8 protein-coding genes are annotated in these 12,505 nt (G+C 55.2%); all 8 read right to left on the bottom strand.

From position 1 onward, the window contains the following. Window positions 1–22: 22 nt before the first annotated feature. Complete coding sequence (tldD, locus tag J1G48_RS02360) at window positions 23–1,468, bottom strand: metalloprotease TldD (RefSeq protein WP_000055940.1); 1,446 nt, start codon at window positions 1,466–1,468, stop codon at window positions 23–25. 144 nt (window positions 1,469–1,612) lie between these two features. Beyond that, complete coding sequence (gene yhdP, locus J1G48_RS02355) at window positions 1,613–5,413, bottom strand: AsmA2 domain-containing protein YhdP (protein ID WP_001253515.1); 3,801 nt, start codon at window positions 5,411–5,413, stop codon at window positions 1,613–1,615. Between the two features lie 110 nt (window positions 5,414–5,523). After that, a complete protein-coding gene (gene rng, locus J1G48_RS02350) occupies window positions 5,524–6,993 on the bottom strand; it encodes a ribonuclease G (RefSeq protein WP_000123188.1) in 1,470 nt (489 codons plus the stop codon). Continuing rightward, a complete protein-coding gene (locus tag J1G48_RS02345; protein ID WP_000210304.1) occupies window positions 6,983–7,576 on the bottom strand; it encodes a nucleoside triphosphate pyrophosphatase in 594 nt (197 codons plus the stop codon). The genes rng and J1G48_RS02345 overlap by 11 nt, the downstream gene beginning before the upstream one ends. A gap of 8 nt (window positions 7,577–7,584) precedes the next feature. Then, window positions 7,585–8,073 (bottom strand): rod shape-determining protein MreD, encoded by a 489-nt coding sequence (gene mreD, locus J1G48_RS02340; RefSeq protein WP_000179403.1) that lies wholly within the window; start codon window positions 8,071–8,073, stop codon window positions 7,585–7,587. Between the two features lie 2 nt (window positions 8,074–8,075). After that, the gene (mreC, locus tag J1G48_RS02335; protein WP_000802538.1) at window positions 8,076–9,128 is read right to left on the bottom strand and encodes a rod shape-determining protein MreC; all 1,053 of its coding nucleotides are present in this window, start codon (window positions 9,126–9,128) and stop codon (window positions 8,076–8,078) included. A gap of 64 nt (window positions 9,129–9,192) precedes the next feature. Continuing rightward, on the bottom strand, window positions 9,193–10,236 hold the full coding sequence (mreB, locus tag J1G48_RS02330; protein WP_000913396.1) for a rod shape-determining protein MreB: 1,044 nt from the start codon (window positions 10,234–10,236) through the stop codon (window positions 9,193–9,195). Between the two features lie 307 nt (window positions 10,237–10,543). After that, a complete protein-coding gene (gene csrD, locus J1G48_RS02325) occupies window positions 10,544–12,484 on the bottom strand; it encodes an RNase E specificity factor CsrD (protein WP_001241375.1) in 1,941 nt (646 codons plus the stop codon). Between the last annotated feature and the right edge of the window lie 21 nt (window positions 12,485–12,505).

The following is a 12,505-nucleotide window of genomic DNA, read 5'->3' as shown; positions in this document are numbered from 1 at the left end:
ACAGGCCTGATAAGGCGGGCAGTTATGCGGTGCCGCCAACCGTCAGGTTATCGACTTTCAGCGTCGGCTGGCCTACGCCTACCGGCAGGCTTTGGCCCTCTTTACCGCAGACCCCCACCCCGTTATCCAGCTTAAGGTCGTTGCCGACCATGGAGATCTGTTGCATCGTTTCAATGCCTGATCCAATCAACGTCGCGCCCTTCACCGGCGTCGTGACTTTGCCATTTTCAATCAGATACGCTTCCGAGGTAGAGAACACAAACTTGCCGGAGGTGATATCCACCTGACCACCGCCAAAGTTAGGCGCATAGATGCCGTACTCAACGGATTCGATAATTTCCTGCGGCGTTGACTGCCCCGCCAACATATAGGTATTCGTCATACGCGGCATCGGCAGATGCGCGTAAGATTCGCGACGCCCGTTACCGGTCGGCGCAGCGCCCATCAGGCGAGCGTTCAGCTTGTCCTGCATGTATCCTTTCAGCACGCCATTTTCAATCAATACGTTGTACTGGCCTGGCGTACCTTCATCATCGATAGCAACGGAGCCGCGACGGTTCATCATTGTGCCGTCGTCCACTACGGTGCAAAGCGCGGAGGCAACCTGCTCGCCGATCTGACCGCTAAACACAGATGTCCCACGACGGTTAAAATCACCTTCCAGCCCGTGACCGACCGCTTCGTGCAGCAATACGCCCGGCCACCCGGCGCCCAGAACCACCGGTAACGTCCCCGCTGGCGCAGCGACCGCGGAGAGATTAACCAGCGCCATGCGTACCGCTTCTTTCGCCCACGCGTCGGCGCGAACCTCGCCGTCGAGATCGGCAAGAAAATACTCATAACCAAAGCGACCGCCGCCGCCGCTGGCGCCGCGCTCGCGTTTACCGTCTTCTTCCACCTGCACGCTAACGGACAACCGCACCAGTGGACGGACATCCGCCGCCAGCGTCCCGTCGGTCGCCGCCACGAGGATTAATTCATATACGCCGGTCAGGCTGGCGTTAACTTCCTGCACGCGTTTATCGGCTTCTCGCGCCACTTTGTCAACGCGTCTGAGGATATCCAGCTTCTCTTCGCGGCTCATACTTTGCAGCGGATCAAGGGTGGTGTAGAGCGGCTGATGCGCTACGGCGGCGAGCGTTTTTACCTTGCCTTCGCCGTTCTCGCGTACAATGGTTCGCGCTGCCTGCGCACTCTGCTCCAGCGCCAGGAGGCTTATCTGGTCAGCATAAGCAAAACCGGTTTTTTCGCCGCTAATGGCGCGAACGCCAACGCCCTGGTCGATATTATATGAACCATCTTTAATGATGCGGTCTTCTAAAACCCAGGATTCGTGATAGCTCGACTGAAAATAGAGGTCGCCATAATCAAGACGGCGTTCGGCCAGTTGGCCCAAAATAGCGAACAGATCCTGATGGTTCAGGCCATTCGCCGCTAGCAATTGTTCACTTACCAGGTTCAGACTCATCGTTTTTGCTACTCGTTGATTTCTGCCGGATGGCGGTTCACGCCTTATCCGGACTACGTTGTTAGATTGTACAAACCGGATAAACGCAGCGCCGTCCGGCATGACTATTTACTGAGAGTGGGGCAATTCCTCGCCCCCGTCAAATCATTGCTGGCTTTCTTTTATCGGTTGGCGCAGAACTTCGTTGATCTGCGGCGCATCGACCGGACCGGTAATGCGATATCGCAAAATGGAGACCTTGCTCCATAGCGGCCCCAACACTTTACTGGCGGCAAATACCGCCGCGCCGACAATCGGGTTAACGGCAAACGCGGCGGCGACGCCCACTGTGGCGGAAATTTCCGGCGCGACAACGGCCTCCATATCAAGACGACGACGCACCAGATCAACAGAACCTTTCATTGCAATATCCGCTTCCAGCCCATCCACCAGCGTATCGTCAGTATGCAGGACGCCATCTTTAATCCACGCGGTACTATGAATAGAGTCGAAATAGAAGCCCTCGCTAAAGGTATCTCTGAAGTCAAACCGCAGCTTACGCAGCAACGCATCAAAACTGAGCAGCCGCAGTAACTGTCCGGCATGACCGCTACTGAGATCAGTAAACTCGCCTTTACCCAGACGCGTACGTAAAATCCCGTTGAGCGTGGCTTCCTCAGGTTGCCAGGGCGGGTTTCGCCAGTGCAGATCGTAATCTACGTTAAAAGACGCGTTCTGGATTGGCGTCGAGATACCGAAGAACCCGGCAGCCGTGTCGAGGTTACTACCATGCAGACTACCTTTCAGCGAGGTTCGTTCATTACCCGGCGCATTCACCCACTCGCCGTTCGCTTTCAAACGGGCGAATCCGGTATCGATCAGGCCATTCGCCAGAGTCAGCGTATTGCCTTTGATGGCGAAATCGCCATCAATACGCCCATATTTTTGCCCCCACAGCCAGCACTCTTCGCAGCGAAGCTGTAAGTCCGGCCAGCCGCGGAAGCTAATCGTGTTCGCCGAAGCCAACGGCGATGTCGGCGTTGGTGACGAGGCGTGCGTTTTTGCGACGCCAGGGTTGTAGTACAGGTACTTAATATTCGCCAGCCACGGCGCATGGTTGCGCATGAGCAGCGTGGCGTTCACCTCACGGCCCTGCGCTTCAATTTTTGTTCCGTTCAGCGAGGGGGCTGAAACGACGCTCAAATTGTTCCACTGCTGGCCACCCAGCGATAGCGCGGGAGTACGCAACGTGACGCGTTGAGGAAACTCGGCTGAACTGCTCACGTTATCCGCCGCGCCTTTCTGGAATAACGCCAGCCATTGTGCGCCATCCAGCGCCGGCAGATTGAGTTCAACGCCTTGTTGAGCAGGTAATGGCGGAATCGTCCGGCTGTCCGTCGTCCAGATAGCCCGATCCAACGTCAGCTTCTGATTTAATAACCAGCGGCTGTTAAAGTGATTTTTACTCCCTGCGCTCCCCGTTAGCGCAAAACTTTTCAGGTTGCCGTCAGCCTGAATGTTCACCGGAATGGCTTCGCCTGCGGGTTTATTTAGCGGAGAAGGTAAGTGACTGCTCACATTTCTCAGATCGCCGTTCAGCTCGATGTGATAAGTGGTGTCAGCGTGATACGGAAGATCGATGCCGACTTTACCATTCCACGTCACGCTGCCGCTCAGGGCGTCATTCAGTTGCGGCGGTAAGACGCCCATACGCGTTGGTTGCCAGTTACCGTTCAGGTTGACGGCGACCTGATAGGCTTTTGCCCCTTCCGTCGTACTGAAATCCAGGTTAAGCGGCTGATTAAACCAGTTTGCCGTCAGCGGCCCGCTTTTTAGCGCGCCATTCACAAAGCTGAATTTACCGTTCAGATTTTTGAGCGTGCTGTTTAGCGGCTTAATAAACAGACTGTTATTACGCAACGAGACATCGCCCTCGGCGGTAACCTGTTCTCCGTCCAGCGGAATATCAAGATGTAAGCGAGCATTCACATCGCCATCTAACTGGAGCTCCGCCAGCGTCGAGCCAAGCGAGTCTTTTAGCGGCGTCTCGTCAAAATAAGGCCCAACGGCTTTTCCCGGCCCGTTAATATCGGCATCAATGAGCAGTTTCTCTTTGGAATAATCCGGAATCGTCGCCGCGAGTTTGCTGGCCTTCACCCCGCCCAAATCGACGCTATCCGAACGCATCCACAGACCGTCGTTCAGGAAATCCAGTTCAATGTTGAGATTTTTTAGCGCCGGCCAGTCGGGTTGAAAGGCAAACGTCGCATTGCGTAGCGGCACCAGCACTTCAAACTGACCTTCGTTATGCTTATAGGGAAAGAGGTGCGGGTTACCACCGTAAACCAACGTGGCGTTATCCGCCTCGCCGCCCTGAATCGCGCCGCTAAGGTAATCGACCAGCGCTTTGCCCATCAGGTTTTCCGGAAAATAGCGCCACGCCTGAGATCCATCATCGGTACTGATTCCGGCCAGAATACCCAGCCACGGTTCGTCGCCCGTCGGTTGCAGATAGCGGAACCCGCCGCGCGCATGTACCGCCTTTGCTTTGACGTCAATGTCGCGGCCATCAAGCTGAAAGCCGTTCTCATTCTTCAACCAGCTAAGCGTCGCGACGCCGTTTTCAATTTCCAGCGGCGCGCGAAAAACGGTTTCATAGGGCATTTTAGCTTGCTGCATCGCAACCTTCATCTGCCCGTCTTCTACGCTTCCCGCCAGCGTACCGGAAAAATGTTCCGCGCCGGGCAACAGCTTCCACTGTTTCCAGGCAAGATTTTCCCACGATGCCTGAAAACGCGTTTTTTCGGTCGCCTGTAGCGGAATATCCAGCGCCAGTGTGGCGATCTTTCCGCTCGGCTGCGTAGCCTGCCATATTTCGCCCAGCACAGGCGACAGTTTAGCCGCCAGCGGACGTAATGCTTCCAGCCCCGCCAGTTCAAGATTACTGGCGCGAATGCGTAGCTCATCGCTACGTGTGTGATTCTCGCCGCCGACGTCCTGCTGCGGGAGCCAGGCCACGGTTAAGGCTCCGCTCGGCCAGGGTTTACCATCAAGCGTAATCCGTGTGTCCGGAATATAAAACTGCCAGCCCGGCTGCTCGCGGCTAATCTGCGCCGTCAGGTTATCGACAGACAGCGTGTGCGTCGTGTTATCGCCCAGCCAGCTTGCGCCGCCCTGTTTCAGCCAGACGTCTCCTCCGGCGATTTCGCCTTTACTGAGCGTCATCCAGCCTTCCAGACTGAAACGCGCCGTCTGGAGCGCCACATTATCCTGCATCCATTTGCCCAGCCACGGCTTGACGTCAATATCGTCGGCCTGTAACCAGACTCTGCCGTTATTCAGCAAACCGTCGTCATCGCGTAAATCCATCCGCACCTGCATCACGCCGTGCTGCCCGGTCAGGCTGGAGAGGCTGACCTCGCCTTCGGCGCGGTGCCGCTCTTTGCCGTTTAGCCAGGTAAGCTGTGGGATCGCCAGCTCCGCGCGTTGTCCGGAAAGCGTCAGAAAACTGATTTGGCTATCGCGCAGATCGAAATGATCGAACTGACGCAGGAAAAGATCGCTTAAACGGCTGGTTTCGATGCCTTTGCCGTCGCTGCTTTGAAGAGGCGTGTTGGTGCGGAAATTGAGTTGCCAGAAGGTCAGGTCGCGAAACTGCCAGCGCATATGCAACAGGCTTTGCCAGACGTCCAGCGCCAGCGTAACGCGTTTTATCGACAGCTCGCCGCCATCTTTCAGGGCGGCATGAATATTATGCGCTTCCAGCGTAGGGCCAAAATTTTGCCAGCTTGCGGAGAGTTGGCTGGCGGCCACCGGCACGCCGGTCACGGACTCAATTTTATTCAGGATAGCTGGACGCCAGGCGTCAAGATGAGGCAACGCCAGGCGCAGCCCGCTAACCAGCAGCGCTGCAATGACGATGAGCGCGGCTCCAGTGAGCAATAAAATCCCCGGCAATCGCCTCACGCGTCTCTCCTTGTCTGCCAAAAAATACGACTCACACCCGTTGAGGGTATATTGCCGGATGGCGGCGCTTGCGCCTTATCCGGCCTACATGCGCTGGTGCTACTACTCAATTACATCATTACGACGTCAAACTGCTCCTGGTTATAAAGCGGTTCGACCTGAACTTTAACCTGTTTGCCGACAAAGATTTCGACTTCCGCCAGCGCGTGTGATTCTTCGCCTTTCAGCGCTTCCGCCACCGCAGGAGAAGCATAAACCAGGAAGCGATCGGAGTCATAAGCGTGATGAACACGTACAATTTCACGCATGATCTCATAACAGACGGTTTCCACCGTTTTTACCGTCCCGCGGCCATGACAGGTTGGACACTCGTTACAAAGCACATGTTCCACGCTTTCACGGGTCCGTTTACGGGTCATTTCCACCAGCCCCAGCGGCGAAAAACCGTTAATACTGGTTTTCACGCGATCCTTACTTAACGCCTGTTCCAGCGAATGCAGCACCCGGCGGCGATGATCTTCATTATTCATGTCGATAAAATCGATAATGATAATGCCGCCCAGATTACGCAGGCGTAGCTGGCGGGCAATGGCCTGAGTCGCTTCAATATTGGTATTAAAAATGGTGTCGTCGAGATTACGGTGTCCGACAAACGCGCCGGTATTGATATCTACCGTCGTCATCGCTTCGGTTTGGTCGATAATCAGATAACCGCCAGACTTGAGTTCAACCTTACGCTCCAGCGCGCGCTGGATCTCATTTTCCACGTCATAAAGATCGAAGATCGGCTGATGGCCACTGTAATGCTCCAGCTTACTGGTCATTTCCGGGATGTATTCTGCGGTAAACTCCAGCAGCGACTCATAGGTCAGACGTGAGTCGACGCGAATTCGGTCCAACTGCGCATCGGCGAAATCGCGCAGCACGCGCTGCGCCAGCGCCAGTTCGCCATACATCTGGTAGCGCGTTTGCGGACGCTTTTTGCGCTCCATGACTTTCGTCCAGACGCGCTTGAGATAGGCGGCGTCAGACGCGAGATCCTCTTCACACACGCCTTCCGCCGCGGTGCGGATAATAAACCCGCCCTGTTCGTCGCAGTATTCCGCCACCACCTTTTTCAGGCGCTCGCGTTCACTTTCGCTTTCGATACGCTGGGAAACGCCAACGTGTGACGCGCCGGGCATAAAAACAAGGTAACGGGAGGGCAACGTGATGTCCGTGGTCAAACGCGCGCCTTTCGTGCCGAGCGGATCTTTCACTACCTGCACCATCAGATCCTGTCCCTGACGCACCAGTTCGGAGATATCGCGCACGGTAAACTGTTTTTGCTCGTCGCCCGCCACGCATTCGGTATGCGGCATAATGTCGGAAGCGTGAAGAAATGCGGCTTTATCCAGCCCAATATCTACAAAAGCCGCCTGCATACCTGGAAGTACACGACTTACACGACCTTTGTAGATATTGCCTACGATTCCGCGTCGCGCTTCGCGCTCAATATGGATTTCCTGAAGAATACCGCCATCAATGTACGCCACGCGCGTTTCCGATGGCGTTACGTTTACCAACAATTCAGCCGTCATGTTTATCCCTTTTATCACGCAGTGCGTTAAAATGACTCAACAACTCATACGTTTCAACCAGCGGTAAGCCGACCACGGCGTGATAGCTGCCATTTATCTTCCTGACAAAACAGCCACCCCGCCCCTGAATACCGTATGCACCTGCTTTATCTAAAGGCTCGCCGCTGGCGACATAGCCAGTAATATCCTGCGCAGAAAGCGTGCGGAAAGTCACCTCCGTTACCACCACACAATCCAGCGTCTGCTGCGAGTCCGCAAGCGCAACAGCAGTCATCACCTGATGCGTATTTCCGGAAAGCAAACGCAGCATTTCTGCGGCATGAGCGGCGTCGCACGGCTTTTCCAGCACCTCGCCGTTTAACACGACTATCGTATCCGCGCCCAACACCGGCAGATCACGGGGAACCAGCGCCACGCCAGCCTGCGCCTTTTCGCGTGCCAGCCGAACAACATACTGCTGCGCGCTTTCCTGAGCACGCCGTTGCTCTTCAATACCAGGCACGACCTGCTCGAATGAAAATCCAAGTTGAGTCAATAATTCCTGGCGACGCGGGGAACCGGAAGCAAGATACAGAGTTGTCATATCGACCTTTATTGCACAGCAAACTGCTGGCGTACTTTACGCATCAGCAAAAAGAGCCAGGGCCACAGCACGCCATTGACTACACTACTCCAGAACACTTCCGGTCTGAAAGAGACGTTGATCACTAAAAACTCGGCCCAGAAAACAATAATGTCCACGGCCAGTGAAAGCAACATTACCACCAGCGCCTGCTGCCAGAGCGCCAGGTTACGGAAGAGCTGGAATTTCAGAGCGACCAGATAGGCGACAATACTCATCGACAGAGCGCGCACGCCAAGTGTGGAACCGCTGATGAGATCAAGTATGGCACCCATCACAAATCCCGTCCCCACATTTACGCGGTGCGGCAGGGCCAGAATCCAGTACAGTAAGATGAGCAAAACCCAGTTTGGCCGGAAAACAATGATGTCGTCCGGCCAGGGCATGATTTGCAGCAACAGCGCAATAAGAAACGAGAGCCAGATAACCCAGCGCCCCTGGCTACGATAGCTCGCCACCATTACCCTCCCGGCGCACGCGCAGGCGGCGTGGTCGCGCCCGAAGGCGATGGTTGCGTTGATACCGGCGCCGTCTGGCCCGCAGATGGCTGAGTAATCCCCGTCGCCGGGTCCGGCACTGGCGCCGGCGGCCCCATCGCATCCGGAGAAGGCAACACCTGCGGCATCATCTGCATCAGGCGCTCATTGGCGACGCGGTGAACCTCTTCCGGCGTCATCGGATTGGCGCCGTTACGATCGGCTCCCCACAACAGCAGCAGATAGCGTAAACGCTGCAAACCCGCGGTTGGACGTGCCTGAATGACGGTATAGGCGCGCTGAGTGTCCAGCTTGACGGAGGAGACCACCGCCACCGGATACCCTTCCGGGAAACGCCCACCAAGTCCGGACGTTACCAGCACATCGCCAACGCGAATATCGGTATTGGCGGGCAGATGTTCAAGCTGAAGATCGTCAGTGCAGCCGTTACCGGCGGCAATCACGCGGATGTCATTGCGCAGTACCTGAATCGGCAGCGCATGAGTCGCATCGCAAATCAGCAGTACGCGACTGGTCAGTTTCGCCACGGCGACAACCTGCCCTACGACGCCTTTGTCGCTAATGACCGGTTGACCTTCATATACGCCATTAACGCTGCCTTTATCGATAACGACCTGATCGCTGTAAGGATCGTTAACCGTTGAAATAACCTGAGTCACCATTTTCTGCTCGTCCTGACGCAGCGGCGACCCCAGCAGCTCGCGCAACCGCGCGTTCTCCTGTTTGTACTGCCCCAGCATCAGCAGGTCGCTGTTTTTTAGCAGTAATTCCTGGCGCAGCGCCCGATTTTCCAGCTCAAGCTGGTCGCGAGAAGCCAGCGTTTGCGACACGCTGTCGAGCAGTTCACGAGGGCCGTTTGAAATAAAATAGAAAGGACTGACGGCAGTGTCCATGTACGTTCGGATTTGACTGAACGTCCCCAGGCGGCTGTCGGCAATGATAACGCCGAGCGCCACCAGCACCGCCAGAATAAGGCGAATCTGTAGCGACGGGCCACGGCTAAAAATTGGCTTCATAGGCTATGCGTATTCTCGCGTCGGAGAGGCAGGACAATCCAGGGATAATCCTGCCCGTATCCAACTACTCTTCGCTGAACAGGTCGCCGCCGTGCATATCGATCATTTCCAGCGCCTTGCCGCCGCCGCGCGCCACACAGGTCAGCGGATCTTCAGCAACCACGACAGGAATGCCCGTCTCTTCCATTAACAGACGGTCAAGGTTACGCAACAGCGCGCCGCCGCCGGTGAGCACCATACCGCGCTCGGAGATGTCTGACGCCAGCTCCGGCGGACACTGTTCCAGCGCCACCATTACCGCGCTGACGATACCGGTCAACGGTTCCTGCAACGCTTCCAGAATCTCGTTTGAGTTCAGGGTAAAGCCGCGTGGAACGCCTTCCGCCAGGTTACGGCCACGCACTTCGATCTCGCGGACTTCGTCGCCCGGATAAGCGGAACCGATTTCGTGTTTAATACGTTCTGCGGTGGCTTCACCGATCAGAGAACCGTAGTTACGACGAACGTAATTAATGATGGCTTCGTCGAAGCGATCACCACCAATACGGACAGAAGAAGAGTAAACCACGCCGTTCAGGGAGATAACGGCAACTTCAGTGGTACCACCACCGATATCCACAACCATTGAACCGGTTGCTTCAGAAACTGGCAGACCTGCGCCGATCGCGGCCGCCATCGGCTCTTCGATCAAAAAGACTTCACGGGCGCCTGCGCCCTGAGCGGATTCACGAATTGCGCGGCGTTCTACCTGCGTCGCGCCGACCGGCACGCATACCAGTACGCGCGGGCTTGGGCGCATAAAGCTGTTGCTGTGCACTTGTTTAATAAAGTGCTGGAGCATTTTTTCAGTCACGAAGAAGTCAGCGATAACGCCGTCTTTCATCGGACGGATCGCAGCGATATTGCCCGGCGTACGGCCCAGCATCTGCTTCGCATCATGACCGACTGCAGCCACGCTTTTCGGCGAACCGGCACGATCCTGACGAATGGCCACAACGGAAGGCTCATTCAATACGATGCCTTGTCCTTTTACATAAATGAGGGTATTCGCGGTACCCAGGTCAATGGACAGGTCATTGGAAAACATGCCACGAAATTTTTTCAACATACTAAGGGATAATCCTGAAAGCTGGGGCGGAAAACAAAATCCGCTTACTTTACCAACCACACGCAGCAGCGACAAGGCGCAAAAATCATCTGCTACGGTGAAAATTAGTGCAGTTCGTTTCCTTTGTTACAAATCTCGGCCTGAGTCCCTCAGGGCTGAAAAAATCAGCAGCAATCCTCGCCTTCGTTTGCAACCTGTCAAAGGTCATTCACCTGCATATTTGCTGCAACAATCTGGCGAGCAGACAAGCACACCCCCATGAGGCGCAGCGCGCGTTATTCTACGTGAAAACAAATTAAACGGCAGGTTAAACCGAGTATCTTTGCGAATATTTTTTCACGTTTGTGTCAAGTAGTTGGGAGGAGGCAAAAAAATCACCCTGCCCGCCAGCCACGCCGCGTTTTGTCAGCGTCTGCCACTCGCCGCGCGAACGGACGCCCGTCGCGTAAACCTGCGTAGGCGTACCCGCGCAGGCCTCTACCAGACTTTGAACCAGAAGCTGGTTTTCCGTTCGCTTCTCAATGTTTCTGACCAGACTCGGATGCAGCTTGAGTAATTCCACATTGAGCGCTTTAATCCAGCTCGTGCTAACCAGCGTCAAACCCGCCTGTGTCACCGCCACCCGAACGCCAAGCGCATTGACTAAGCGAAGGATGGGTTGTAACCGACAGATGTGTTGACAAACATCTGCCTCCGCAAGTTCAATAATTATGCGATTTCGCTGTGATTTTTCACACTGCATTAACGTATCGCGCAACCAGCGCTGAAAACGCGGACGAATCAGCGACTCGACCGTCAACTGCATTGCCAGATTTTCATCCGGCCAGTAGCCCAGCAACGTAATCAGGCGGCTAATTTGTAATCTGTCATACTCTTCCGATAAACCAAATTGCAACACCATCGGCATATACTCCGCCGAGCTCACCTCTTCTTTACCGTCATAGATGCGACACATCAATTCCCGATGATGTACGCGACCTTCTCGCGTGACCGCCGGTTTTTGATAAAGTCGCGGTCCGCCCCGGTTCAGCATCTGCTCAATCAATGTGCGCCAGCGCACATTGCCGCGCCCTTTTTCCGGCAGCGTGTCGTCGTAGATAGCCCAGCTATTTCCCCCCTGCAGGGCGGCGTTCCGCGCCGCGGCTTCAGCATGTTCTATCACCTGCTCGGTGGACTGTCCGCTGCGCCAGGCGCAAATGCCGATATGTACCATATCGTCACGATCAAGCATTTTGTTAGCCGGTAGCGCATCGACAGCTTTTAAAAGTTGTCCGGCAATACTTTCCGCTTCTTTCAGCGTTCGATGCGGTAGCAGCACGGCAAAGTCGCTGCGGTGATAACGCGCCAGCAGCGAGCCTGGGTAACGCATAATAAATGTCGATAGCAGATTGATAAGCATAAACATCTGCTCTTCCGCCTGATTGCCTCCCAGGCTGTCGCGCAGAAGATTGAAGTCTGGCAAGCGGATCATCATCACCACGCCATGCACTCCCACTTTTTCCTGATCTTCCAGCAGCGTCGCCAGTTGGTTATCAAAGAACAGACGGTTACCGAGTCCGGTTTTGGTGTCTTGCGCGGCGTAGGAGCGAATGAGGGTGTCCAGGCGGCTACGCTGTTCGTGAGCAAACTGAATTTCGGAAAGCAATACATCAAGCGCGCTACTGGTGCGCGCTGGCCATTCGTAAACAGAACCGCGGACATTCGCCCCGCGTTCGCCGTTCAGAATACGCGTTGAGCGAATTTCCAGAAGCTCCTGCCCGGAAAGCTGCCGCTGCAGCCAGCGCACCGATAAAAACAAAATCAGAACGATAAAACCGATCGCCAGCGTTAGCGGCGCCGTGGTGATCAGTGAGTGAAAATAGTTACCCATCGGGTCCTGATAAGCCAGACGTAGCGACATTCCTGGATGTTTTATCAGCGGTACGACCAGCTCGCGATACATGTCGCTGGTGCCGGCTGGCCGATAACCTCTGGCACGAGAATGGCTGTAGACGCTGCGCTCCCCCTGCAACAGATCGACACGCACAATATCGGAAGCGATCATGAGTTCGTCGATTTGCGGCGTCAGCGAGACAATATCATGGGTCACCAGGTGCGTATCAATGGCTGTCGCCGTCGCCTGCACACGGCTGACATACTTATACTGTACGGCGTTATAAAAGCTTAGCGAGCAACCTATCAGAGTCACGAAGATCGTTAACCCCGTGAGCAGCGTGATAAAAGCTGAGAATTTCGTCGTTAATCGCATCCTTGAGTTAACTCCGACGGT

Source organism: Salmonella sp. SAL-020 (genome assembly GCF_017372215.1).
Lineage (GTDB): Bacteria > Pseudomonadota > Gammaproteobacteria > Enterobacterales > Enterobacteriaceae > Salmonella > Salmonella enterica.
The sequence above is the reverse complement of the archived record's forward strand: the minus strand, read 5'-3'. Positions and strand labels throughout refer to the sequence as shown.

Excerpts from the sequence above, each read along its gene's own strand:
- rng (WP_000123188.1), bottom strand. The coding sequence starts at position 6,993 with ATGACGGCTGAATTGTTGGTAAACGTAACGCCATCGGAAACGCGCGTG.
- csrD (WP_001241375.1), bottom strand. The coding sequence starts at position 12,484 with ATGCGATTAACGACGAAATTCTCAGCTTTTATCACGCTGCTCACGGGG.
- tldD (WP_000055940.1), bottom strand. The coding sequence starts at position 1,468 with ATGAGTCTGAACCTGGTAAGTGAACAATTGCTAGCGGCGAATGGCCTG.
- J1G48_RS02345 (WP_000210304.1), bottom strand. The coding sequence starts at position 7,576 with ATGACAACTCTGTATCTTGCTTCCGGTTCCCCGCGTCGCCAGGAATTA.
- mreB (WP_000913396.1), bottom strand. The coding sequence starts at position 10,236 with ATGTTGAAAAAATTTCGTGGCATGTTTTCCAATGACCTGTCCATTGAC.
- mreC (WP_000802538.1), bottom strand. The coding sequence starts at position 9,128 with ATGAAGCCAATTTTTAGCCGTGGCCCGTCGCTACAGATTCGCCTTATT.